The sequence below is a fragment of the Proteiniphilum sp. UBA5384 genome, from assembly GCF_002410825.1.
Lineage (GTDB): Bacteria > Bacteroidota > Bacteroidia > Bacteroidales > Dysgonomonadaceae > Proteiniphilum.
The window spans coordinates 146,642-172,224 of record NZ_DHOS01000030.1 but is presented as its reverse complement, the minus strand read 5'-3'; the positions used below and the strand labels follow the sequence as shown (position 1 = coordinate 172,224).

Sequence of the window (25,583 nt, the reverse complement as noted above, 5' to 3'; positions counted from 1 at the left end):
CAATATAAATCAAATGATGCATTCTTTTTTTCGCAGAAGATGGTTTTTACTGCTCCTTTTGATATTCACCACGGAGAATATCGCGGCTGACACCACTCCTTCCGTTGCAATTACCGGACAGGAGCATCCCACGGTAAGGGTAGCAGGGGTGGTAACTGACGACCAGGGCGATCCTCTCCCCGGCGTGGCGGTAGTCATAAAAGGAAAAACCATCGGAATAGCCACCGACATTGATGGGAAGTATGAGATTTATACTCCTGTGGGTTCAACATTAAAATTCTCCTTCCTCGGAATGGTTTCACAGGAGCATGTGGTAAAGAATGAGAGAACTTTGAATGTCGTGCTGGAGTATGAATCTACACAATTGGACGAAACGGTTATTACAGGATATAACCGGACAACCACCCGCCGTGTCACCGGATCGGTGGCAGTGGTAAAAGTGGACGACCTGGTAAAGGAGAGCCCATTGAAAAATATCGACCAGTTAATCCAGGGCCAGGTAGCCGGGGTGGCGGTAAGCAACGTCTCCGGCAGGCCGGGACAAAGCGCGAAGATCACGATACGGGGCACGGCCACATTGGTGGGGGATGACGGACCACTATGGATCATCGATGGCGTTCCGCTACAAAAGGATATTCCCAAGTTCTCAAAGGGACAGCTATCTTCCGGTGCCCTGGAGAGTATCTTCAGCGACGGGATAGCCTCCATCAACCCCTCCGACATAGAAAATATCACTATTCTGAAGGATGCTTCCGCCACCGCAATTTATGGCTCGAGAGCCTCCGGCGGGGTGATCGTGGTGACCACCAAACGGGGGAAAGCGGGACCCTTCCGTGCCAGTTTCTCTTCCAACCTGTCACTACAAACCCGTCCCCAACGGGATGCCAATTTGATGAACTCCCAGGAGAAATTGGCGTTCGAACAGGAGTTATGGGATGAGTTCTCCGCTCCTTATTTCAATACGCCCAATGCGCAGTACCCGGTGGTAGGAATTGTAGGTGCCATCCGCTCGGGCCAAGGAGAATATAAGGGGTGGAGCACCGACCAACAAAATGCGTATATTGAAGAATTGGGAAAAACAACCACCGACTGGTTCGATGTCTTGTTCAGGAATACCCTCTCACAGTCCTATAATTTTTCCGGTTCAGGTGGAGGAGAGAACCACTCCTACTATCTTTCATTGAACTATATGACAAACGGTGGTATCATCAAGAAAACCAACTTCGACAGATATGGGGCTTCCCTGAAAATAGATTCCAGGGTAAACGAGAAACTCTCGTTTGAATTCGATACTGATCTCTCGTTCATGAAATCCCAAAATTACGTCACCTATGGGGGTACCTCTCCCATCACCTATGCTTATTTCGCCAATCCCTACGAGAGGCCTTACAACGAGGATGGCTCATACCGAGCCGACCAGTCCTACTTTACCCTGGAATCCTATAATGGGGCGAGTACCATTAGGCTCCCTGCCAACGGGTTCAATTTATTGAGGGAAATTGACGAATCGACCGCCACCGACAATGGACAAACAGTCAGTGTAAGGGGATCCGCCGTGTACCGGTTTAATGAACAGTTACGCTTCACGGGACTGGCCAGCTATTCTTACGTCACCAACAATTCTGCCTCCGAGGTAGGCAAAGACACCTACACGGCATGGATGGACAGGCCTTTCGATAACACAGCGACAAGCGACCGTACTTACGGGAATAAGTCGCAGGCGTCATCCAACTCCCATGGGTTTACTTTAAGGGGCCAATTATCGTATGACAAACATTTCGGCAAAGACCACCAAATCAGTGTCCTGGGAGGGAGTGAAATCAGTTGGCAAAAAGCGGAATCAATCCAAATGAAAAGGTACGGATACGACCCTTTGACGGGAAACTCCTCCATTCCGATCCCCGGGACGGCTACCGGAAGTACCGGCTATGAAGATATGGTTGCTTTCGGGAAAATTATCGATGGTTTATCAGGCCAGTCCATTGTGGAAAATGCCAGGGCTTCGTTTTATTTTTCTGCCGACTACACTTACCGGAAGAGATACACAGGTAGCTTTTCATTCCGAACAGACGGAGCGAACAACTTCGGGAAGGATGAGCAATTTAATCCTATCGGCTCCATCGGTTTTTCATGGAATGCCGATCAGGAATCTTTTTTCACCGCCCTAAAACCGGTATTGAGTTCATTGACCCTGCGTACCGCAACCGGTTACACGGGGAATATCGTTTCCAATGTATACCCCCAGGTGATCATGAACTATTCTTCTGATTTTAGAAAAACATACGAAGACTATTACCGGATGGGTACGATCAGCAATCCTCCCAACAAACACCTGCGATGGGAGAAGACCTTCGACTATAAGTTTGGAATGGATGCCGGTTTTCTGAAGAACCGGTTCCGACTGGTTGCAGAATATTACTTTAGGAAGACCTCCGATGCCGTCAGCTCGGTACGGGTACCCTCCAGCATCGGTTATACCAGCCAAAGCATAAACACTTCCGAGCTGCAGAACCGGGGAATAGAGCTGAGCCTCTCAGCCACCTTGGTCAAGACAAAAGACTTCTCTTGGAACACCACTGTCAATATGGCGCATAATCTGAATAAACTCACCAAGTATAATCCCAGTGTCAACTCCTTGCCTTCATCGGTCGGAAATTATCTCAATTATCCGGTAAATTCCATGTTCGGAGGAAAGGTTGTCGGCATCAATCCCGAGACAGGTATCTATACCTATCAGCTACGTCCTGATGTCACGGCAAATAGCGACAAGGAAAAAAGAGATTCAGAAAACTATATGTTTTATCTGGGAACATCCAATGCTCCCATTTCCGGCGGATTCAATATGCGGTTTGCCTACAAGGAACTCTCGTTAAGCGTAAGCGGGGTGTACTTCATGCATGCCAAAGTGATCAATAACCTGTCGGCTCCCAAGGGATATTCATCCCTTTCGGAATTTAAAACAAATACGGGGGCAAGTAATGATTATTATACCCAGGAGAACGATCTGTACCGCTACCACTTCAACGCTTCCCGGGACGCGCGGAACAGGTGGACACCCGATAATCCGCGTACCGACGCCAATCCCCGTATTATCGATGCTTTTGGTGACCCCCTCTATCTCTATATGAGCAATCCCACCAGTTACAACATCACAAAAGGATCCCTGCTCGAAGATGTCTCCTATCTCAAGGTATCATCATTGTCGCTCTTCTACAGCCTGCCGGCATCCCTTTACCGGTTACGGCAGATACAATCGATCTCCCTTTCCCTCTCGGTCAATAATCTCTTCTCATTGACCAATTACACGGGAATTGATCCGGAAACGCCGGGTGCTGTCTATCCTATGAGCCGTACCTACTCTTTTGGCGTGAACCTCTCTTTTTAATAGCACTATCCTATAAACGTCAAGCAGCAATAATAAAAATAATGAACAAGAAGATAACTAATTCAATCCTCGCCGTTACTCTTTTCCTGCTATCGGCCTGTTCCGGCTTTTTGGACATAAAGCCCTACGGCAAGACTATCCCGAAAACTGCCGATGAGTTCGAGGCACTGCTACATAACCGGCTGAACGATATCGACTATGCCAATTCTGGGCTTTTGGTAAATACTTTCATGGATGTGTATGATCTGGAAGCTTATGCGGATAATCTCGATGCCAGCCTGACCGATTTTTCCTCCGCAAATATGCCGCTCTATATCGGTTCAAGCCTACTGAGCATGTCTACCAAATACGCACAGTTATATGAGATTATCCGTGATTGCAATATCACTATCGACGAGCTGGGCGAAGGGGGCACGGACCTCGACAAGAAAGTGCTGGGCACCGCTTATGCCTTACGGGGTGTATCCTATTACAAATTGATGATCCAGTTTTGCGAACCGGTATCAAAAAATCCTTCCTCCCAATTGGGAGTTCCATTGGTCTATACTTTCGATATGGAAGAGCGTGCCACACGCGCTCCTTTGTCGCAGACCATTTCCCATATCGAGTCGGACCTCAAAAAAGCGTTATCTTATAAAGTCACGGATGAAATATATCGGTTTACGGAAGATGTGGTCCGGGCATATTTGGCCAAGCTCTATTTCTGGACAGGTGACTGGGGGAATGCCATCGCCACTTCGGAACCTTTACTGGAGAAATATCCACTGCTGTCGGGAGAGGCGTACACAAATATGATCAGTGCCCGCAACACCCGTTCGGGAAATATATTGATCCGCTCTTTTTTATATGGTAATAATTCCAAAAACTTTGATTACACCACCGCCTTGCTAAACATCCAAAAACGACCTGTATCCAAAGAATTAGTCGAGTTATTTGTCGAAAAAGAGAAAGATATCCGCTTTGCCCTCTCTTTCAATAAAAAAAGAGAGAACCAGAAAAATCCGCTCGGTGGTGTCCGGAGCGATGAGATGTGCCTGATTCTCGCCGAATCATACGCCCATCAGGGAAATGAGGAGCAGGCATTGCGTTACCTGAACCTGTTGCGCGAAAAGCGGATTGAAGATTATGTTCCCTATACCACGGAGAGCTTGCCTCCGGTGAACAGCGCCGATATCATCCAGGAAGATGCCGAAGGAAAAACCCTCACCCCCTTGGTGTATGCCATCCTGAACGAACGCCGGAAGGAGTTCTATATGGAGGGAGACCGTTGGTTTGAATTGAAACGGAACGGACGTCCTGAATTCTGGGTGGCAAAGAACGGCTATAAATGGGTAACACAAAAGTTCATGTACACTTATCCGTTACCGGTCAATGATATCCTGATTATTGACGGACTGATACAAAATCCCGGGTATGAATTTTAAGAATCCAATAAAAAATAGAATAACCGTATGAAACCAATAAAATATATTTTATGGATAGTGGCTGCCACCCTATTATTATTAGGATCTGTAACCTGCAGCAGTGATATTGACGAGGTCCCTCCCCGTACAAACAATGAGTTCAAGCAATATGTACTCCCGAAAGAAAGCAGGTTGACCGCGGAGGAACGGGATTACATTGAGCAAAGGATGAATGAATATGAAGACGCCACAAAATAACAGATTGATAATTATTAACTTAAATGATTGTTGTATGAACAAGTTTTTTTTAACAGCAGCAATAGCATTGGTCTCCGTATTGACTTTTGTGAGTTGTAGCGATGAGGATGACGCACCAGTTGTATCCCTCGAAAAAAGTGAGTATGTAATGGAGCCCACCGGTTCGGTAACAGTCCGCCTGACGGTTAAAAACCATAACGGTTCGGCAGTGAAAGTACCTTTTACCCTATCGGGCACGGCCGTGAAAGATGAACACTACACCATCTCGGCAAGTGAGTTCGTCTTCTCCGGCAGCAGCAGTACCGCGGATGTGGTTTTAATTGCAAAAGACAATTACGAAGAATCCCGTACCATTGAACTCAATCTGGGTACTTTGCCCGCCGGGTTCAATATGGGGAGTATATCCAAAACCACCATTACCGTACAGCCCAAAGACGATATTGTATATACTTTCCAGAAAAAGAAAGAGAGCCTTTTTTCAGGAGCAGCGATAGTACTAAAACTGGGAACCGCTTCCTCTTCACTGTATAGGGTTGAAGAAACTGTCACTATCCCTATTGTGGTAGATGCGGCAGGCTCCACAGCCGTAGAAGGCGAGCACTATGAATTCACGGGTGCGAAATCGGTCACTATCGAGAAAGGCAAATCAGAAGGAACCGTAGCCCTGACATGGTTAAAAACAGAGGAGGGCAAGAACACGATCAAGTTGGGAGTAGGGTCGGCACTTCCTGCCGGCTTTTTCCCCGGTCAAAATATCAATGTGACCATCACTATTGTGGGACCGGTGGCAGGTACACTCCAAGGCAAATGGGCGGGAATAGCATTGGTCAATAAGGAGTGGATGGAATTGAATACTGGATTTGATGATGATCCGGAAGTATATCCTTTGCCTGAAACCTCGGACAAGGATATCATTGAATTCACTTCGGACGAAGATGGAACACCTTTCCTGAAAACTTCCTTCCAGGGTGTTTTGAAAAACTACTTCAGGGATTGTACTATAGAATATAAGAATGAAGTTACTGAACGTTTGCAAGAAGAAGGTTGGCCTACCCCAGTAGTGAATATACTGATGGTTGACCTGGAGAAAGCCAATGTGAATTTCTCCGCGACCAAAGAAAAAATCCGCAAGACGGAAATCGGATTCAGGACTTTTGAAAAGGAAAGTCAAACTATCTTAGAGGTTACGCTAAATGATTTAGAACCTACCGATTTCCTGCAAAACACTTATAATATGGTGAAAGATTGGGGAGACAGTCCTGTAATGAAAGGATATCCGTTACGTTACCATTTTGTAAAAGTAGCAGAGTAACCCTTTCGTTGAAAGGTATTATAATTACACTACCAGGGGCGGCCAATCGGCCGCCCCTGGTTAGTTATTCTTTCCACAGTTACAATTCTTCTGTCAGTTTCCACGCTTGGACATGGCGGATACCGTTGTTGGAAGGCAAGGAAAGATCATCCAGCGTGACGACCAATTTTTCGTAATTATCCGGTATAAGTTCCAGCGGAGCATATTTCCACCGGATAGTTTGCTCGTCGGCAGCAAATAAGCCGATTGCAGGTATATTAACCGATCTCCTCTTTTTGCCACAAAATCAACCTCTTTGTCCCGTAGGGTACCCACATACACATCATACCCCGCCCGACGGAGATTTAAATAGACCAGATTCTCCAGTTTATACCCCATGCCGTAACCAAATTCGGGATAGAGCCAGTTTTTAAACGACAAATCATTGGCATAATATTTACAATTGCCGGAAATAGCTTCTTTGCCTCGAATATCATAGCGTTCAGCACGGTGTATAAGAAAAGTATCTTCTATATAACCGATGTAATTGGAAACAGTATCATAAGTGGTTTTTCGTCCGTTGCTTTTGAGGTAGTTTACAATATTGTTTATCGAGACCAAATTAGAAGTGTTATTTATCAAATAAATAAAAATATCTTCCAGCAATTTGGGATCTTTGATATTGTGCCGCTGTATAATATCCCATAATAACACTGTATCCTTGATGGTATATATATAATTCTTTTTTGTCTCATCATTGGGCAAAATAAATAGTCGTCCCTTAAAAAGCCAATTTAGGCTTCATTAATAGAAAACAGATTGCCTGTATCTTTAAGAAGATATAGGCAATTTTTTCTTTGTATTTATTCATCATTCTTTTGAAGTTGAAAGCCGCTGCCGCCAACAACACATTGATCGCATCTCCAAAGTCACCCTTGTAGAAGTTTCTCGACAATCGGTGATCTTCTTTGAGATGGCCGATTATCGGCTCTATGGCTGCTCTGCGTTTGTGTCCTTTTCTGCGTTTACGTTGTTGATACTGACTTAGTTTCTTCGAAAATGGCTTGGGAATATAAATGTTGGTTTCTCCAATTTTTGACCTTCCTTTGTATCCCCTGTCAGCATAGATAGTCTTGGGATGTTTACCCTTGAGTCTCTTGTATTGGTTAATGGCATCGGGAAGCGTGTGCCCGTCGTATTCATTCTTGAAAGCTAAGGCTCCGACAATCACACCTGTAGTTTGAGTGTAAAGTATCGAAACCTTATTGCCAAACTCATATTTCTTGTGTTCCTTTCCTTTCGAAATACATTGTACCTGTGGTTCATGTAAACTGTAAATCTTGTTTTTACTATTTTTGTTTTGTTTCAAGACCTTGTCATAGAGCGACAATAAATGACCATAAGGATGACCTTCTGCCAATTTGCGTTCCAATTCACGAACCAATCTTCCGGCAATGGTCTTGACTTTACGATTGGCCGAGCGAGCTTTTTTCCTGTTCTTGGGATGACGGTTGAAGCGCTGTTGGACGGATAATTTCTTTAGTGTGCGACTGTAACTCTGACGAAGCTCAATACCCTCTTCCTTTGCTATTTTTTTGCATTTGTCGATAATTTTGCGCTGAAGTTTATTGTCGGTCGGAAAAGTGATGTTTTTCTCCTGAACGGTGGTGTCCGCCGAAATCTCCTCCTGATCGCCATCTTTACCGTTGATGCGAATACTCTCTTTGAGGATCAACTCACAGCCCCAAACTCCGATACGGTGACGAAAGTGAACTAATTCTGAAGAAGCACAGGGCTGATAAGGGACAAACTCCTGCTTCCCACAAAAATATTGGTAGTAATTGTTTTCGCTCCACTGTTCGACAATACTTTCATCGGAAAGATCGCGAATGTGTTTTAATAGCAACAATCCGACCATCAATCGAATAGGCTTGGCGAGAGCGCCATTATCATGGCAATACAAAGGTGAAAACTCACGATCAAACATTGCCCAATCGACTTTGTTGGCTAAAATGTAAAGAGGATGTTGCTGATTCAAACTATCCTCCAGTGAGAAAAATAAACTGCGCTGAGCATCTTTTTTTGCGGGTAATAACATAATAAATCTGCAAGAAATTATACCTAAAGATACAAAATCTTGCAGATTCGGACAACTTATCCTAATGATATTTTGCTAAATGTCAGATAATTATACAGATATTGAGGGGCGACTAAATAGTTCCGGCTAAGCACCACATTCCAAATAAACCACATAGCTCTGCTTGATGGCCTTTCTATTTGTAAAGCCAAGATACTCTGTAAAACTAGACGGGAATACTTCGAATTGCACATAACGGCCCGATAAAAGTGTGGCCAGTTCGCCCGACAACATCTTTGAGTTGGAACCGGTTATAAATATTTCCTAACTCTCGGTAAAATCCTTATTGATATAAAGTATATTCCGTGGATTGACACCTCCCCTTATGAGCTGCTCAATTATCTGTCGCAGCAGATAACTTTTTCCAACGTGACGTTGACCGACCAGTACTTTGACGAGCTTATTACCGGTACAATCAAATATCTTATCCCCTGTATTCCAGCCGTGAGAATCCAGTCTCAAGCGGATTGTCGTCCCTGGGATTATACCTTTTCAAAGTGTTGAAATATTCCTCCATATCTGAAAATATTTACATAAAGATAGGAATTTTCCTCTACACTCGAAAATATCACAAAAGCAGTCGATAAGCACATATATCCTCACTATCAATCAATTATACACTTTCCCACTTCTTCTCCAGATTCCGCTTCAACGCCTGCAGGAATTGCTGAGTAGTGAGGTAGGTATTGCGTGACGCATCATTGCCGTAGACAAGGAGCGCCAAGTCTTTGGTCATTTCACCGCCTTCCACCGTCTCGATGCACACCTGTTCCAATGTATCGCAGAAATCGATCAATGGCTGGTTATTGTCTAACTGTCCCCGGTGCGCCAGTCCCCGTGTCCAGGCAAAGATAGAAGCGATGGGATTGGTGCTGGTTTCCTCACCTTGCTGATGCTGGCGGTAGTGGCGTGTCACGGTACCGTGCGCCGCCTCGGCTTCCACCGTCTTGCCGTCGGGTGTCACCAATACCGAAGACATCATCCCCAGCGAACCGAACCCCTGTGCCACCGTATCCGATTGCACGTCACCGTCGTAGTTCTTGCATGCCCACACAAACCCGCCATTCCACTTCATGGCCGAGGCCACCATGTCATCAATCAGGCGGTGCTCGTAAGTGATGCCGGCCTTCTCGAATTCAGCCTTGAATTCGCTCTCATATACCTCTTGGAAGATATCCTTAAAACGTCCGTCATAGGCTTTCAGGATAGTATTCTTGGTAGACATGTAGAGCGGATATTTTTTTGTCAGCGCCATCTGGAAGGAGGAGCGGGCAAACCCGTAGATAGACTCGTCGGTATTGTACATCGCCATGGCAACTCCGTCACCCTTGAAATCATATACTTCCCAGCGTTGGGTTTCACCTTCCTCACTGGTGAAAGTCAGTGTCAGTGTACCCTTCCCCTTGATCACCTTATCGGTGGCACGGTACTGGTCGCCAAAAGCGTGACGACCGATGATGATCGGCTCAGTCCATCCCTGTACATAACGGGGAATATTACTACAGATGATCGGTTCCCTGAATACAGTTCCACCCACAATATTACGGATGGTGCCGTTGGGTGATTTCCACATCTGCTTCAATCCAAATTCCCTCACACGGGCTTCATCGGGTGTGATGGTAGCACACTTGATACCTACATTATATTTTCTGATGGCTTCCGCCGCCTCTATTGTCACCTTGTCGTCCGTCGCATCACGGTGTTGGATACCAAGATCGTAATATTTGATATCCAAGTCGAGATAGGGCAGAATCAGTTGCTCTTTGATAAACGACCAGATGATACGGGTCATCTCGTCGCCATCCAACTCAACGATTGGATTATTTACTTTTATCTTTTTCATGAGGGTTTATCTCTTATTCATCGGAATAAAGGGTTGTTTCTCGCGTACATTTTTGTATGCAGGCCGGATTAAACGCTTGCTGGCGAAATTCATCTCTTCAATCCGATGAGCCGACCAACCTACGATACGAGCCATCGCAAAGAGAGGAGTAAATACTTCCGGCGGCAATCCAAGGGCATCATACACAAAACCCGAATAAAAATCAACGTTAATACATGTCCGTGTCTTAGCCGTACTTTTTTTGAACCCGAGGAATACCTCCACAGCACGCTCCTCTATCAATTCCATAAAGGCAAATTCCTCTTCGCGTCCTTTTTCTTTTGCCAGATCACGGGCCTTTTCTTTCAGTAATATGGCACGGGGGTCGCTGATTGTATATACTGCATGCCCGATACCGTAGATAAGCCCCGTACGGTCATATGCTTCTTTATTCAATATTTTAATCAGATAATCATCTACCTGCGATGGATTTGTCCAGTCTTTCACATTTTGTTTCATGTCTTCCAGCATACCCTTTACCTTGATATTGGCGCCTCCATGGAGAGGCCCTTTCAGAGAGCCTATACCCGCTGCAATGGCAGAATAAGTATCTGTCTCCGTGGAACTGGTAACGCGTACTGAGAAAGTGGAGTTATTTCCCCCACCGTGTTCGGCATGGAGAATCAGTGCGAGATCAAGAATTTTCACATCAAGTTCCGTATAATTATCACGACCATTCATCATAAAAAGGAAATTTTCTGCCACAGACCGGTCCTCATAAGGATGACGGATATGCAGTGAACGTCCCATCTGATCATGTCTCAACACTTGGTATGCATAAGCGATTATGGTAGGAAATTTGGCAATCAGATTGATTGATTGTTTGATAAGATTTTCAGGGCAGATATCATCCGGATTATCATCATAAGTATATAATTCTAACACGCTTCTGGCGAGGATATTCATAATATTCCCCCCTTTTAAAGACAAAATATTCATTGTCGCCCTATGGTTTAACGACATCGTTTGGGCAATCAGTTGTTCTACTGCTTTAAGTTCCTCACTGCCGGGAAGCCGGCCCGATAAAAGCAGAAAAGTCGTTTCCTCAAAACCCAAACGATTTTCATGCTGTATTCCTCTTACCAGTTCTTCCACATCCATTCCACGATAAAAAAGCTTACCGGGGACAGGAGTCAGCGTATTATCTGCCTGACGCTCATAACCCACGACATCTCCCACACGGGTAAGCCCGGCAAGCACACCCGAATGATCTTCATTGCGAAGGCCGCGCTTCACACCCATTTTAGTAAAAAGATCCTTGTCGATGTTGCTTGTGAAAGCCACAGAGTCCGACAATGTTTTCCTCAATTGTTCATTATCCATAGTGATATATTTTGTTTTTTTCTTCGTTATCTTTTAAATGGTGACAAGGTAATGGTATTCTTGTCTTTTAACAGCCGCTGCCCTCTTTTTGTTTACAAAATCCTCTGTTTTTACCGGAAGAATTAACAAGGGAAATTGGCATACTCTATTTCTTCATAAACTCTCAATCACTTTTCGGGAAAAACCAGATGTAGATAATGGTTTTCCACTCTCCATAAACCTTGCAAGGTCGGAAGTTGCATATCCATTTTCAAAAAGTGTTTCCAAAGCGTAAGTAATCAATTCACCAGCTTCCTGCCATCCTATATATTCCAACATCATTACTGCCGAAAGTAGCAATGAACAGGGATTTGCCTTATCTTTCCCGGCAATATCGGGGGCTGTTCCATGAGTCGCTTCAAAAATGGCATGCCCCGTATTATAGTTAATATTGGCTCCCGGCGCGATTCCAATACCACCCACCATCGCCGCCAACTGGTCGGAAATATAATCTCCGTTCAGATTAAGTGTTGCGATTACGGCATATTCCTCCGGTTTGAGGAGCGTATTTTGAAGGAATGCATCGGCAATTACATCTTTGATAAATACTTTCCCCGATTCAACAGCCTGATTATAAGCCTCTACTGCTTGCTCCAGCCCCTGCTCAATCTTTATCTTATTAAAGACATGCTCTGTGAATGTTTGATTGGGAAATTCACGTTCTGCAAGGGCGTATCCCCATTTTTTAAAGCCTCCTTCGGTAAATTTCATGATATTTCCCTTGTGCACCAGCGTCACTGATGGTAAGCGATGCTTCAAAGCATATTCGATGGCGGCCCTGACTAACCGCTCCGTACCTTCTACCGAAACAGGTTTTACACCCAACGAGGTAGTCTCCGGAAAACGGATCTTTCCCACCCCCATCTCTTCCTCCAGGAATTTCAATACCTTCTTCAATTCCGGCGTTCCGGCGGCCCATTCGATACCGGCATAAATATCTTCGGTATTTTCGCGAAAGATGGTGACATGTACCTTTTCGGGATGTAAAAGCGGGGTAGATACACCTTTGAACCATCGCACAGGACGCAAGCATACATACAGATCCAGCTCCTGGCGTAATGCCACGTTGAGGGAGCGTATCCCCTCACCAACGGGAGTAGTGAGAGGCCCTTTTATTCCTACCAGACAGTGACGGAAAGTCTCCATAGTTTCGTCCGGCAGCCAACTTCCTATTTTGTTGAAAGATTTTTCTCCGGCCAGTACTTCTTTCCACTCTAATTTCCGGGTTCCCCCATATGCTTTTGCGACAGCATTGTCTACAATCGCCTGGACATGAGAAGTGATCTCTTTACCTATCCCATCGCCTTCGATAAAAGGAATGACAGGATGATCGGGCACCACAAGCCGATCGTTTTCTCGGGTTATGTATTGCATAAATTTTTATTATTGTTTCGCAGGTTGTATGACTGCAACTAAATAGTTCGACTGACTATATTTTGTGACCCATATTAAATCATCAAATCAATTATTCATAGCATTTAACGCACTCCCCGCTTTAAACCACTCTATTTGTTGCTCGTTATAAGTATGGGCTACTTCAAAGCTATCTTTGGTACCATCAGCGTGAATCAACTCCACAGTAAGGTTTCTGCCGGGCGCAAAGCCGATCAATCCTTTCACACTGATTTTATCCCTTTCCTGTACCTTGTCATAATCATCCTTATTGATAAAGGTAAGTGCCAGCATTCCCTGTTTTTTCAGGTTAGTTTCATGAATACGGGCAAACGATTTGACAAGAATTACCTTCACATTCAGATGGCGTGGTTCCATGGCAGCATGTTCACGGCTCGACCCTTCCCCGTAATTTTCTTCTGCGACCACTATAGAGCCAATTCCCTTAGCCTTGAACTTACGGGCCAATGCGGGAACAGGTGAGTATCCCATCGTTCCGGGATCAAGCACAGAATTGGTTTCGTTATTAAAAGCATTCACCGCACCAATCAACATATTGTCGGAAATATTATCGAGATGTCCACGGAAACGGAGCCATGGTCCGGCCATGGATATATGATCGGTAGTGCATTTCCCTTTAACCTTAATAAGCAAAGGCAAGCCCATATAATCCTCACCGTGCCATGCGGGGAAAGGCTCCAGTTTCTGCAACCGGTCAGAATTGGGATCAATGGTTATCTGTATATTGCTTCCATCCTGTGATGGTGCCATATATCCCGCATCTTCCACATCATACCCCCTGGGTGGCATTTCGAAACCGGTCGGTTCATTCAATTTCACCCACTCGCCACTTTCGTTTTGCAGGGTATCAGTGAGAGGATTGAAGCAAAGGTCGCCGGCGATAGTCAATGCAGCAACCAGTTCAGGAGATGCCACAAAAGCATGTGTATTGGGATTCCCGTCATTTCGCTTGGCGAAATTACGATTGAATGAAGTCACAATAGAATTTGGGCGACCTTTTACCTCATCATCACGTTTCCACTGTCCGATACAGGGACCACAGGCATTGGCGATAATCGTGGCGCCGGATTCTTCAAACACCTTCAGAATGCCATCCCGCTCTGCCGTATAACGAATCTGCTCCGAGCCGGGATTGATGAGGAATTGCGCCTTTACGGGTACATGCTCCTCACGTGCCTGCTTCACGATGGAAACTGCCCGGGTAAGGTCTTCATACGATGAGTTGGTACATGAGCCAATGAGTCCCACTTCCATTTTTCTCGGATAGTTATTTTTCCTGACCGCTTCACCAAATTCAGAAATGGAATAAGCCGCATCAGGAGTAAACGGACCATTGATTTGGGGTTCCAAGTCAGAAAGATTTATTTCAATCAGTTGATCATAATACAACTCCGGATGAGCCACAACTTCAGGGTCGGGTTGTAGATATTCCATAATCCGGCGGGCTGCAGCCGCCACCTCTTTTCTGCCTGTACTTTCCAGATAAGCAGCCGACTTCTCGTCGAAGGGAAAAATGGAGGTAGTAGCCCCCACTTCGGCACCCATGTTGCAAATGGTTCCTTTTCCGGTGGCAGAGAGAGATGCTGCTCCATCTCCAAAATATTCGATAATGGCGTTGGTACCACCTTTTACGGTGAGAATACCGGCTACCTTCAGTATCACATCTTTGGGCGCACTCCATCCGGATAATTTTCCGGTAAGTTTCACCCCTATCAACTTCGGCATCTTTAATTCCCACGGTAACCCGGCCATTACATCCACGGCATCGGCTCCCCCCACGCCAATAGCGATCATACCCAGCCCTCCAGCATTGGGCGTATGAGAATCGGTACCAACCATCATTCCTCCGGGGAAAGCATAATTTTCAAGCACTACCTGATGAATAATACCGGCACCCGGTTTCCAAAAGCCAATTCCATATTTATTGGACACATCACGCAGAAACTCATATACCTCCTTATTGGTTATATTTGCCGTTTCAAGATCGGTTTCAGCGTTTTTGTAAGCCTGTATCAGGTGGTCACAGTGTACTGTGGAAGGAATTGCTACGCTGGTACGCCCGGAATTCATCAATTGAAGCAACGCCATCTGTGCAGTAGCATCTTGCATCGCCACACGGTCGGGGGCAAAATCTATATAATCGCCGGCACGCTGGTAATTTTTTACAGGAACTCCCGGCCAGAGGTGCGCAAAAAGTATCTTTTCGGTCAAAGTCAGAGGACGTTGTAAGATATCTTTTGCATATCTGACCTTTTCAGGAAGATGGTCATAAACTTTTCGAATCATGTCAATATCAAAAACCATAAAGGAAGAGTATTAAATATATTATTATCAAACTATTAAATTATTTTCTTCGCACTCTATCAGGCTTTTAACAAATTCACCTCCGTAAATGTTCGGCTAATCTAGAGAAAACTTACCCCGGCCACATCATAGACAATATTTATAATTAAATAAAAGATATTAAAGCAAAGTATTAGATCACAAAATGCTTTAATTCTTTATTAACCTCCGTGTATGAGTAAGTTCAAAAAACTTTTATTTATCTGAAAAAATAATCTTAACTTTGTCTTCAAATTAGAAGCAAGGAATAAGGATTATTTATCATAGTTCATGATCGAACACGAAGGAATCATTGAGAAAATCAGAGGCAATCAGGTAACTGTGCGAATTTTGCAAGAATCAGCTTGCAGTACGTGCCACGCCAAAAGAACCTGTATGGCTGCCGACTCGAAAGAAAAGTTGGTGGACGTAATCGATTTTTCCGGCCGGTTCAGTGAGGACGAACGTGTAATTATCGAGGGAAAGGAATCTCTGGGACACAAGGCTGTTTTTTGGGCATTTGTCCTACCGCTGATTATTCTCATCGCCACACTTATTTTGGCTCTCTCCTTATGGAATTTCAATGAAACGGAGGCTGCAATCAGCGCTATGGCCGCACTTGTCCCCTACTACCTATTCCTTTACCTTCTGAGAAAAAAAATGGCAAACTCATTTCAATTCAGCATAAAGAAGAGAGAAAACTGATTTGATAATTACAATTACTGAGCCAGCACATTAACAAATCTGCAAATCATATAATTATGAGTATATTACTAACTGCTGTTGTAACTTTAGGCGTAATTGGGGCCGGTAGTGCTGCCATATTATACTTGATAGGGCAAAAATTCAAGGTAGAGGAAGATCCTCGCATACAGGAGGTTCAGGAGGCCTTACCCGCTGCCAACTGCGGAGGTTGCGGATTTCCGGGGTGTGCCGCATTCGCATCAGCTTGCGTAAAAGCCGAAACACTGGAAGGGCTCAACTGCCCCGTAGGAGGTCAACCAACGATGGACAAGGTAGCCGAGATTCTGGGACAAACTGCTCCGATGACGGTAAAAAAGATTGCAGTAGTACGCTGTAATGGGACCTGTGAAAGTCGCCCCCGCACCAACCTTTACGACGGAGTATCGAATTGTACCATTGCCGCGGCGCTTTATGGAGGTAATACCGGATGCTCTTTCGGCTGTCTTGGCCTGGGCGACTGTGTGGAATCCTGTACCTTTGACGCCATCCATATCAATCCGGACACCATGCTCCCGGAAGTGGTAGAAGACAAATGTACTGCTTGTGGAGCTTGTGTAAAGGCCTGCCCAAAGGATATCATTGAATTGCGTAAACAGGGGCCCAAATCAAGGAGGATCTATGTAAGTTGCGTGAATGAAGAAAAAGGAGGTGTAGCACGTAAATCGTGTGACGTAGCATGCATCGGATGTAGTAAATGCCAGCAGGCTTGCCCGTTTGAAGCAATCACCATTGAAAATAATCTGGCATATATTATTGATGACAAATGCCGGCTCTGCCGCAAATGTGTGCCGGTTTGTCCCACCAATTCCATCCTCGAATTAAATTTTCCGCCCAGGAAAGATAAATCTCCCAAAGAAGAAGCAGTTACAGTTGACGCATAAGATTTAAGGAAAATAAATATGTTAAAGACTTTCAGAATTGGCGGTATTCATCCTAAAGACCAGAAAATCTCTGCCGGAAGCGCGATACAACCCATTGCTATTCCCAACCAGGTGATTATTCCGCTGGGGCAACACATCGGTGCACCCTGTCAACCCGTGGTAAAGAAAGGCGACACCGTCAAGGTGGGCACCCTTATCGGCAAGGCTGTTGGATTCGTTTCAGCCAATATTCACTCATCAGTATCGGGTACCGTATTAAAAATTGACAGATCGGTCGATGCAAGCGGGTACAGACGCGATGCAATTTTCATCAAAGTAGAGGGCGACGAGTGGGAAGAATCAATTGACAGGTCTCCCGACCTGAAAAAAGAGTGCACCCTCTCATCCAAAGACATACTCGATAAAATAGCTGCTGCCGGTATCGTAGGTATGGGTGGCGCCACATTTCCCACCCATGTAAAACTGACCCCTCCACCGGGATTAACTCCTGAAATACTGATTATCAACGGGGTTGAATGTGAGCCGTGGCTTACCTCGGACCATCGCCTGATGTTGGAAAAAACGGAGGAGATCATGGTGGGAATTACCATCGTGATGAAAGCATTGAATGTGGACAAAGCCATCATCGGTATTGAAAATAATAAGAAAGACGCTATCGGAAAATTTGCAGAATATACAAAAAATTATCCCGGCATTAGCATACAAGCGTTGAAGGTACAATATCCACAAGGAGGAGAGAAACAACTGATTGATGCCCTGACGGGGCGTCAGGTACCCAGTGGCGCCCTTCCCATTTCAGTAGGTGCGGTGGTACAGAACGTAGGAACCATATTGGCCATTTATGAAGCAGTACAAAAGAATAAACCTTTGGTTGAACGGGTAATAACTGTTACCGGCAAAGATGTAAAGCAACCATGCAATATACTCTCACGACTGGGTATCCCGGTAGCTATCCTGATTGATATGGCCGGAGGGCTTCCGGAAACCACGGGAAAGATCGTCAGTGGTGGTCCCATGATGGGAAAAGCACTGGCGACCATGGACGTACCGGTAACCAAAGGAACTTCAGGAATTTTGATTATTCCAACATTAGAAGCTAAGCGGAAAGCAATGAAGGATTGCATCCGTTGTGCCAAATGTGTGAGTATATGTCCTATGGGGTTGAATCCTACCTTGCTGATGAACTTAACCGAGTTTGAAGTATGGGATGGAGCGGAAAAACAACGTATTACCGATTGCATTGAATGTGGGTCATGCAGTTATACATGCCCCGCCGATCGGCCATTACTCGATTATATCCGGCTGGGAAAAAGCAAAGTAAACACTATTATCAGGGCAAGAAAAACTAACGCTTAGAGAAGACTATAAATATGGAAAACAAAATGGTTGTCTCCCCTTCACCTCATATACACAGCGGGGACACGATTCAAAAAAACATGTACGGGGTGCTTATCGCACTTATTCCGGCGTTTCTGGTCGCTTTGTACGTCTTCCGTCTCAATGCATTGATCATTACCGCCCTGGCAGTGCTGTTTTGCGTGGGATTTGAATATCTCATCGTAAAATATCTGATGAAGAAAACTCCTACAGTGCTTGATGGTTCGGCTATTATCACAGGTGTTTTACTAGCATTCAACGTGCCTTCTAATCTACCGGTATGGATATTGGCATTGGGATGCCTTTTTGCCATTGGCGTAGTGAAACTCTCTTTCGGCGGATTAGGGAATAATATCTTTAATCCCGCTATTGCGGGACGCATATTCCTTTTGATATCATTCCCCGCACAGATGACCGTCTGGCCTGCACCTGAAACAGCCGGCGCAGTCGATGCTGTCAGTTCAGCTACTATACTGGGTAACCTGAAGACAAACCCGGAACTACTGCCCTCTTTGCAGACAATGTTCCTGGGTATCGAAGCGGGTTCCCTCGGTGAGATGAGTGCCTTGGCGTTACTACTCGGATTCTGCTGGCTACTCTGGAAAAAAATCATTACATGGCATATTCCTATCGCAATTATGGGCACGGTAATAATTTTTACGGGGATACTTTACCTTTTTAATCCTATCCCACTCTATCATCCGCTAATCCATCTCTTTTCCGGAGGGCTGATGCTGGGGGCAATTTTTATGGCTACAGATTACGTTACATCGCCTATGACCAAAAAAGGAATGCTTATTTACGGTGCCGGTATTGGCTTTATCACCATGGCTATTCGCCTCTGGGGAGCTTATCCCGAAGGGGTTTCCTTCGCGATTCTGCTGATGAACGCCTTCACACCGCTGATCAACAATTACACAACACCAAAACGATTCGGGGAGGTAGTGAAACATGGCTAAATTAGAATCATCATTCAAAAATATGTTCCTGTCGCTGTCATTGATCTGTCTTACAGTAGCCATACTACTGGCACAGGTGAACAAAATGACGGCAAAACCGATTGCAGACGCCAAAGCGATGAAACTGCAGAATGCCATTAGCGACGTAGTGCCGGAATTCGATAACGACCCCACAGCAGAGGCTTTTATGATGCCTGACGGGCAAGGTGACACCCTTTTGGTTTATCCCGCAAAGAAAGGGGAACAAATTGTAGGATACGCATTGAATAGTTTTTCCAATAATGGATTCAGTGGAAATATACAAATCATGGTCGGCTTCGATATGGAACATAAGATCGTGAACTATTCGGTGCTGCAACATGCCGAGACACCAGGGCTGGGTGCGAAAATGTCAGGATGGTTCAAAAGTACTGATAAGCCGTCGCAATCAATCATCGGGCGGGATCTCTCAAAAGGATCATTAACCGTATCGAAAGATGGTGGAAATGTAGACGCCATTACTGCATCAACCATCACCTCGAGGGCATTTCTCGAAGCAGTGAACAGGGCTTACACCGCTTATCTGGGGAGTATAAAGGGTGACTCAACAGGCAATTCTCCGGAAAAAAATAATAATACAGAACAGGACATAGCATCAAAGGAAGGAGGAAGCATCCATGAATAATAATCTTAAAGTACTGATCAACGGCTTGATAAAGGAAAACCCCATTTTCGTATTGCTCCTGGGGATGTGTCCCACGCTGGCGACTACCAGTTCAGCCATTAACGGGATGAGTATGGGGTTGGCAACCATGTTTGTGTTAGTTTGCTCCAATGCGGCTATATCTATGCTGAAAAATGTGATTCCCGATATGGTACGTATTCCGGCTTATATTGTAGTTATTGCCACTTTCGTAACCATCATCGAGATGTTGATGAATGCCTATGTACCCGCATTGGCTGATAGTTTAGGTATATTTATTCCCCTAATTGTTGTGAACTGTATCGTGCTGGGACGTGCAGAGTCGTTTGCCTCAAAAAACAGTGTGGTTTCATCAGTTTTCGACGGTGTGGGTATCGGATTGGGATTTACTTTTGCTCTCTCCCTTTTGGGAGCGGTACGTGAATTATTGGGTACCGGAAAAATCTTCTCATTGAATATCTATCCTGAACAATTCGGCTCTTTAATATTTGTACTGGCTCCGGGAGCTTTTATTGTATTGGGATTCCTGATTGCCATCTTTAATAAATTGCAAAAGAAAGAAGTAAATAACTAAGCCTCAATGATTATGGAAATTATAGGGATTATTATTGTTGCCATATTTGTAAACAACGTAGTACTAGCCCAATTCTTGGGTATATGCCCGTTTCTGGGCGTATCGAAGAAAGTAGATACAGCTATCGGCATGGGGTTGGCTGTCACCTTTGTACTGACCATTGCTACCATAGTAACTTTCCTTCTGCAGAAAGGTATTCTGGAACCTTTCGGATTGGAATATCTGCAAACTATCTCGTTTATTCTGGTGATTGCAGCATTAGTACAAATGGTGGAGATCGTGCTTAAAAAAATATCGCCGTCGCTCTATCAGGCATTGGGTGTATTCTTACCATTGATCACTACAAACTGCGTAATACTGGGCGTGGCGATTCTGGTGATCCAGAAAGATTATAACCTTCTGGAATCAGTGATTTATGCGGTATCTACCGCTATCGGTTATGCCATGGCGCTCATTATCTTTTCAAGTATCCGTGAGCAATTAGCACTCACCAAGGTTCCCAAGGCAATGAAAGGAATTCCCCTCGCATTAATCACCGCCGGCATTATGGCCATGGCCTTTATGGGATTCTCCGGCATAGATCAGGTGTTTAAATGATTTTTATACGCCAAAGGAGAAAGTATATAAATATCTGTAAAACAATATAATATCCTTATCAAACAGAGAAAAAAAAAGGAAAAGCGGCATAAATGTTAAACCATTTGGGGGTAAGGATGTCATATTGCTAAAGAAAAAAATGAAGTCACACCTCTAATAATTACGGATATGAAAGCTTTAAGACATCCCCTCATTCTCACCGCAATAGCACTGATAGTATGGTCTTGCGGAACTCCCCAGAATTATGCATATTCTCAGGGATATGATGAGTATTACTATGACGACGGCTATCAGGGAGGCGGTATATCATTGAACGTATTCTACAATGAACTGCGCCCCCACGGAAGATGGATCAACGACCGCAGCCATGGCCAAATCTGGATTCCCAATGTGGGACGGGACTTTCATCCGTATGCGACAAACGGGTATTGGGTGATGACCGACTACGGAAATACCTGGGTGTCGAATTTTTCATGGGGATGGGCGCCTTTCCACTATGGACGCTGGTATTACGATGACTATTATGGATGGGCATGGGTTCCCGGTTACGAATGGGCTCCTGCTTGGGTAACATGGAGAAGCGGTGGCGGCTATTACGGATGGGCCCCCATGGCGCCCGGCGTTAATATTTATTTGCATGTAAATATCCCCAGCATATATTGGACTTTCCTACCCTCCAGATACATGTATAACAACAATATGCACAGGCATTATAACAGATATAGTCCTACCATCTATAACAGGACCACTGTCATCAATAATACCTACATATATAATGAGAACCATTACTACAGCGGCCCAAGCACCAGGGACTACGAACGTGAGACAGGCCGGAAAGCCACGGTACGCCGTCTTGAAAGCAACAATAACCGTTCATCTTCAGGCAGGACGACAAGGGTTAGCGGCAATTCGGTAAGCGTATATCGTCCCGATGCAACCAGCGGTAGAAGCAGTAGCACAAGATCCTCCGTAAGTGGCCGAAGTAATACAACGAATCGTGAAGCTACAGTGAGATCATCGGAGAGCGACACAAGAAACAACTCTTCCACAACAAGGAACAGTAGGGTGAATCCTTCAACTACAACCAGAAGTAGCAATAGTACGACCGGCAGGTCTACTCAAAGCCCGTCCACACGGAGTAATGATAAAAATACAAACATACGTTCCAGTAGTAGCTCCTCCAGCACAAGAAGTAGCGGTACGATTACAACCCCCAGTACGTCCCGGAGCAGCAGTACAACTGTCAGGTCACAAAGTTCGCCGAGCAACAATAGCCGGAGTACTACAACTAGCCCACAGCAAAGCTCTTCCAGCAGTAGAAGTGCGACTACAACCCGTTCGAGTTCTAGTTCCTCAAGAAGCAACAGCGAAAGCAGTACGGTAAGATCAAGCTCCAGCTCCTCGAGTAGAAGTAGCGGCACAACCTCTTCAACAAGGAGCAGTAGTGGGGAAAGAAGTTCTTCCGGCAGATCTTCTTCCGGACGTAGCAGATAATTTACTTTGTCTTCAATCTATCCAGCGTTTCGACAGTTCTCCATATTCGTCGATACGGCGATCCCGGAAGAAAGGCCACCAACGGCGTACATTTTCGGTACGGTTCTTGTCAATCTCGACAATTTGCACGATTTCGTCGCTTCCGGCCTGGTATAGGAGTTCCCCTTGAGGACCACAGATAAAACTGTTTCCCCAAAACTGGATGCCGTTAGTGAGGCCCGACGGATCGGGTTCAAAGCCGGTACGGTTCACGGCAATCACAGGCAACCCATTGGACACGGCATGTCCACGCTGTAGGGTGACCCATGCATCAAGTTGCCGCTGCTTTTCCTCTTCGGGATCAGTAGATTCCCAACCAATAGCAGTGGGATAGATCAGCACTTCGGCACCCGATAAAGCCATCAGACGGGCTGCTTCGGGATACCACTGGTCCCAACAGACCAATACGCCTAATTTTCCGACTGCTGTTTCTATAGGATGAAATCCGAGGTCACCGGGAGTAAAATAGAATTTCTCGTAATAGGCCGGATCATCAGGGATATGCATCTTCCGGTATTTACCGGCAATAGATCCGTCTTTCTCCATCACTACCGCAGTATTATGATAAAGCCCGGCAGCACGCTTCTCAAACAAAGAAAGCACGATAACTACCCCAGATTCTTTTGCCAATCGGCCGAATGAATCGGTGGATGGTCCGGGAATAGTTTCCGCCTGGTCAAAAACAGCAGCATTTTCAGTTTGACAAAAATAAAGACCGTTATGGAGTTCCTGCATTACTATCAGTTCCGCTCCCTCCCGGGCAAGCTGTCTGATTTTTTTCTGCAAACGGGTTAGATTTTCTTCCCTATCTGTCGTATTGGCCTGTTGAATAATTCCTACTCTCATTATCACTTTAGTTAAATTGTTGTTCTATCCCGCAAAGCGGTAAATAGCCATTGAATAATAGCGAAGCTGAATAACACATGAAGTGCGATAACTATAGAATAACGGCGAAGCCGAATATCAAAGAAATCCGATGGGAAACTGCATGGTCACGCAATGTAACGAACCATGCTGCCGGATAAGCGGTCTGCAATCAATGCCGACTATTTGTCGGAGCGGGAAAGCTTTCTGCAGTTGTTTTTTCGCGATTTGGTCCTTTTCGGTACCATAGAAGGGAACCAATACAGCATTATTAATAATCAGAAAATTGGCATACGTGGCGGGGAGCCGTTCTCCGTCGCAATATGCAGCCTCCGCCATTGGCAGACCGATCAGCCGGTAAGGCCGTCCATCGTAGGCGACAAACGACTGCAATTCCCTTTCCATTACTTTTAACGATTCATAATGCTCATCATCATAATCGTCACATTTCACATAGGCAATGGTATGTTCATCGCAGAAACGGGCGAGTGTATCAACATGACTATCGGTATCATCGCCTGCCAGATATCCGTGATAAAGCCACAAAATGCGCTCAGCGCCAAGAGATTGTTTGAGATAATCGCCAATCTCATCCTGCGTCATCAGTTGATTGCGGTTGGGAGCCATAAGACACTCCGCAGTGGCAAGGATTGTTCCTTTCCCGTCCGACTCCACCGATCCCCCTTCCAGAATGAAATTCAGGCTGTTCCGATAAGCTACGTCAGGCTGAAAAATGGCTCTGTCGAATAGTTTACCCGTAATCAGATTATCATGGTTGGCAGCAAATTTCAGCCCCCATCCATTGAATCCAAAATCCGAAATCACAGGCTGACCGTCAATGAACAGTGATATGCCACCGTGATCTCTTGCCCAGGTATCGTTACTTTCTATTTCCGTACAAATAAGGCCTTTCTGCTCCTCCTCCGAAAAATGGCTCTCCACTTCACCAACATCATTGCAGACCACCAGCAACTTTTCCCTTTTGAGTATTTCTTTTGAGAGTGTCACATAACAGGTAGTTACTTCCTCCAGATACTCCGCCCAATCGGTATCACGATGTGGCCAAGTAATCTGGACCGCACTCTGCGGATACCATTCCGCCGGAAAAATGATACCTGCCATAACTTAGCCTTCCATGCTTCCCCGGACAATACCCCGGCTCGATGAACGGGTAAATTCAAGTATATTATTACGGTCTTCGGTTTCAGGCAATTCTTTTTCGATCCGTTCCGTTGCCTGACTAACATTGAATCCCGATTGATACAAGTAACGGTATACCTCCTGAATAGAATTGATCCGCTCGCTGGTAAACCCTCTGCGGCGTAATCCAACCACATTTAAACCCACAAAGGTAATCGGTTCACGACCTACCATCACATAAGGAGGGATGTCCTTACCAACCTTGGCTCCACCCTGTATCATCACATGAGCACCTATTTTTGTGAACTGATGTACCAAGGCGCCTCCACTGACAATGGCATAGTCATCAATTTCCACTTCACCCGCTAATTGGGTCGCATTACTCAGGATTATGTGATCGTTGAGTTCACAATCATGTGCTATATGACTATATGCCATAATCAGGCAATTGGATCCCACTTTGGTGAATCCTTTCGAAGCAGTACCTCTATTTACAGTAGCACATTCACGGATAGTAGTATTATCTCCGATAATAGCCTGTGTATCTTCGCCGCGAAATTTAAGGTCCTGGGGAATACCGGCCACTGTTGCATGGGGAAAGATGGTGCAATTCTTCCCGATACGTGCTCCAGCCAATATAGTGGCATGTGTCATCACACGGGTACCCTCTCCTATTTCAGTATTGCGGTCGACATACGCAAATGGTTCGACAATTACGTTTTCCCCAAGTTTAGCCTCAGGGTGTACATACGCTAAGGATGAAACATTATTCATAAATC

General features: G+C 45.2%; 22 protein-coding genes and 1 pseudogene. 12 read left to right on the top strand and 11 right to left on the bottom strand.

The genetic code is table 11. From position 1 onward, the window contains the following. The first annotated feature begins 13 nt into the window (after nt 1-13). Genes B4G81_RS06080 through B4G81_RS06065 form a run of 4 tightly spaced genes read left to right on the top strand, consistent with a single transcriptional unit; the run spans nt 14 to nt 6,358 of the window. The gene (locus B4G81_RS06080) at nt 14-3,385 is read left to right on the top strand and encodes a SusC/RagA family TonB-linked outer membrane protein (protein ID WP_294081092.1); all 3,372 of its coding nucleotides are present in this window, start codon (nt 14-16) and stop codon (nt 3,383-3,385) included. Between the two features lie 41 nt (nt 3,386-3,426). Further along, nucleotides 3,427-4,809: a RagB/SusD family nutrient uptake outer membrane protein gene (locus tag B4G81_RS06075; RefSeq protein ID WP_294081091.1), complete on the top strand. Its 1,383-nt coding sequence runs from the start codon at nt 3,427-3,429 to the stop codon at nt 4,807-4,809. A gap of 27 nt (nt 4,810-4,836) precedes the next feature. Further along, a complete protein-coding gene (locus tag B4G81_RS06070) occupies nt 4,837-5,046 on the top strand; it encodes a hypothetical protein (RefSeq protein ID WP_294081090.1) in 210 nt (69 codons plus the stop codon). A gap of 34 nt (nt 5,047-5,080) precedes the next feature. After that, on the top strand, nt 5,081-6,358 hold the full coding sequence (locus B4G81_RS06065; protein WP_294081089.1) for a Calx-beta domain-containing protein: 1,278 nt from the start codon (nt 5,081-5,083) through the stop codon (nt 6,356-6,358). A gap of 79 nt (nt 6,359-6,437) precedes the next feature. Here B4G81_RS06065 and B4G81_RS06060 read toward each other — a convergent pair. The 8 genes and pseudogenes from B4G81_RS06060 to B4G81_RS06025 form a co-directional block, all read right to left on the bottom strand. Then, nucleotides 6,438-7,111, bottom strand: a pseudogene (locus B4G81_RS06060) (ATP-binding protein); the annotation flags it as partial. Nucleotides 7,112-7,118: 7 nt separating this feature from the next. Then, nucleotides 7,119-8,435, bottom strand: a complete 1,317-nt coding sequence (locus tag B4G81_RS06055; RefSeq protein ID WP_414703169.1) for an IS5 family transposase — start codon at nt 8,433-8,435, stop codon at nt 7,119-7,121. Between the two features lie 126 nt (nt 8,436-8,561). Continuing rightward, the gene (locus B4G81_RS06050) at nt 8,562-8,708 is read right to left on the bottom strand and encodes a hypothetical protein (protein WP_294081087.1); all 147 of its coding nucleotides are present in this window, start codon (nt 8,706-8,708) and stop codon (nt 8,562-8,564) included. Nucleotides 8,709-8,738: 30 nt separating this feature from the next. Further along, nucleotides 8,739-8,936 carry an AAA family ATPase gene (locus tag B4G81_RS06045; protein ID WP_294081086.1) on the bottom strand — a complete coding sequence of 66 codons (198 nt, stop codon included), beginning with the start codon at nt 8,934-8,936 and terminating at the stop codon, nt 8,739-8,741. A 151-nt stretch (nt 8,937-9,087) separates the two neighbouring features. Beyond that, a complete protein-coding gene (locus B4G81_RS06040) occupies nt 9,088-10,317 on the bottom strand; it encodes an NADP-dependent isocitrate dehydrogenase (RefSeq protein WP_294081085.1) in 1,230 nt (409 codons plus the stop codon). A gap of 6 nt (nt 10,318-10,323) precedes the next feature. Continuing rightward, nucleotides 10,324-11,679: a citrate synthase gene (locus tag B4G81_RS06035; RefSeq protein WP_294081084.1), complete on the bottom strand. Its 1,356-nt coding sequence runs from the start codon at nt 11,677-11,679 to the stop codon at nt 10,324-10,326. 153 nt (nt 11,680-11,832) lie between these two features. Beyond that, entirely contained in the window at nt 11,833-13,092 is a 1,260-nt protein-coding gene (gene icd, locus B4G81_RS06030) for an NADP-dependent isocitrate dehydrogenase (protein WP_294081083.1), read from the bottom strand. Between the two features lie 87 nt (nt 13,093-13,179). Next, on the bottom strand, nt 13,180-15,435 hold the full coding sequence (locus B4G81_RS06025; RefSeq protein ID WP_294081082.1) for an aconitate hydratase: 2,256 nt from the start codon (nt 15,433-15,435) through the stop codon (nt 13,180-13,182). A gap of 309 nt (nt 15,436-15,744) precedes the next feature. Here B4G81_RS06025 and B4G81_RS06020 point away from each other — a divergent pair, with 309 nt between their 5' ends. The 8 genes from B4G81_RS06020 to B4G81_RS05985 all read left to right on the top strand — a co-directional run bounded on the left by B4G81_RS06020 (nt 15,745) and on the right by B4G81_RS05985 (nt 22,761). Beyond that, on the top strand, nt 15,745-16,158 hold the full coding sequence (locus B4G81_RS06020; RefSeq protein WP_294081081.1) for a SoxR reducing system RseC family protein: 414 nt from the start codon (nt 15,745-15,747) through the stop codon (nt 16,156-16,158). A 56-nt stretch (nt 16,159-16,214) separates the two neighbouring features. Beyond that, the gene (locus B4G81_RS06015; protein WP_294081080.1) at nt 16,215-17,078 is read left to right on the top strand and encodes a Fe-S cluster domain-containing protein; all 864 of its coding nucleotides are present in this window, start codon (nt 16,215-16,217) and stop codon (nt 17,076-17,078) included. Nucleotides 17,079-17,096: 18 nt separating this feature from the next. Continuing rightward, entirely contained in the window at nt 17,097-18,434 is a 1,338-nt protein-coding gene (gene rsxC, locus B4G81_RS06010; RefSeq protein WP_294081079.1) for an electron transport complex subunit RsxC, read from the top strand. A 14-nt stretch (nt 18,435-18,448) separates the two neighbouring features. Next, on the top strand, nt 18,449-19,414 hold the full coding sequence (locus B4G81_RS06005) for an RnfABCDGE type electron transport complex subunit D (protein ID WP_294081078.1): 966 nt from the start codon (nt 18,449-18,451) through the stop codon (nt 19,412-19,414). Further along, nucleotides 19,407-20,078 (top strand): RnfABCDGE type electron transport complex subunit G, encoded by a 672-nt coding sequence (locus B4G81_RS06000; RefSeq protein WP_294081077.1) that lies wholly within the window; start codon nt 19,407-19,409, stop codon nt 20,076-20,078. Before B4G81_RS06005 ends, B4G81_RS06000 begins: the two co-directional genes overlap by 8 nt. Continuing rightward, nucleotides 20,071-20,670, top strand: a complete 600-nt coding sequence (locus B4G81_RS05995) for an RnfABCDGE type electron transport complex subunit E (protein ID WP_294081076.1) — start codon at nt 20,071-20,073, stop codon at nt 20,668-20,670. The genes B4G81_RS06000 and B4G81_RS05995 overlap by 8 nt, the downstream gene beginning before the upstream one ends. 12 nt (nt 20,671-20,682) lie before the next feature. After that, a complete protein-coding gene (gene rsxA / locus B4G81_RS05990) occupies nt 20,683-21,267 on the top strand; it encodes an electron transport complex subunit RsxA (protein ID WP_294081137.1) in 585 nt (194 codons plus the stop codon). Nucleotides 21,268-21,435: 168 nt separating this feature from the next. Beyond that, nucleotides 21,436-22,761 carry a DUF6600 domain-containing protein gene (locus B4G81_RS05985; protein ID WP_294081075.1) on the top strand — a complete coding sequence of 442 codons (1,326 nt, stop codon included), beginning with the start codon at nt 21,436-21,438 and terminating at the stop codon, nt 22,759-22,761. A gap of 12 nt (nt 22,762-22,773) precedes the next feature. On the opposite strand, the gene B4G81_RS05980 is transcribed toward B4G81_RS05985, so the two are convergent. The 3 genes from B4G81_RS05980 to lpxA form a co-directional block, all read right to left on the bottom strand. Next, nucleotides 22,774-23,646: a carbon-nitrogen hydrolase gene (locus B4G81_RS05980; RefSeq protein WP_294081074.1), complete on the bottom strand. Its 873-nt coding sequence runs from the start codon at nt 23,644-23,646 to the stop codon at nt 22,774-22,776. A gap of 117 nt (nt 23,647-23,763) precedes the next feature. Further along, nucleotides 23,764-24,786, bottom strand: a complete 1,023-nt coding sequence (locus tag B4G81_RS05975) for an agmatine deiminase family protein (RefSeq protein ID WP_294081073.1) — start codon at nt 24,784-24,786, stop codon at nt 23,764-23,766. A gap of 3 nt (nt 24,787-24,789) precedes the next feature. After that, complete coding sequence (gene lpxA, locus B4G81_RS05970) at nt 24,790-25,578, bottom strand: acyl-ACP--UDP-N-acetylglucosamine O-acyltransferase (protein ID WP_294081072.1); 789 nt, start codon at nt 25,576-25,578, stop codon at nt 24,790-24,792. Nucleotides 25,579-25,583: the final 5 nt, after the last annotated feature.